Below are 390 nucleotides of genomic sequence, written 5' to 3' on the forward strand. Positions count from 1 at the left end.
GATTTTAAGCTAACCAGTTTATTCAAATGTTGGTGGTAGGTTACGTCAACGACTACCCAACGCGGTGAATCGCTGGTGGCTTTAGGGTCATAATAATCGCTATTTAGGTCAAATTGAGTAGGGTCTGGATAGGCTGCGCTTGTTATCTTTGCTATACCCGCTACACCTACGTTTTTGCAGCTTGAGTGATAAATCATCACTAAATCGCCTTCTTTAACATCATCACGCAAAAAGTTTCGGGCTTGGTAATTTCGTACACCTTCCCATAATGTTGTTTGATTAGGTGCGTGTTTTAGGTCGTCAATTGAAAAAGCATCGGGTTCGGTTTTAAACAGCCAGTAAGCCATAGTTGTATTCCTAACAAAGATTTACATAGTTGTAGTCTATAGT

1 protein-coding gene is annotated in these 390 nt (G+C 40.3%); it reads right to left on the minus strand.

Going from position 1 to position 390, the window contains the following annotated elements:
• A partial coding sequence (locus SB756_RS28350; RefSeq protein ID WP_410912810.1) for an EVE domain-containing protein occupies positions 1-347 on the minus strand: 347 nt, incomplete at its 3' end.
• Positions 348-390: the final 43 nt, after the last annotated feature.

The sequence above is a fragment of the Pseudomonas sp. SIMBA_068 genome (assembly GCF_046534705.1).
Classification (GTDB): domain Bacteria; phylum Pseudomonadota; class Gammaproteobacteria; order Pseudomonadales; family Pseudomonadaceae; genus Aquipseudomonas; species Aquipseudomonas putida.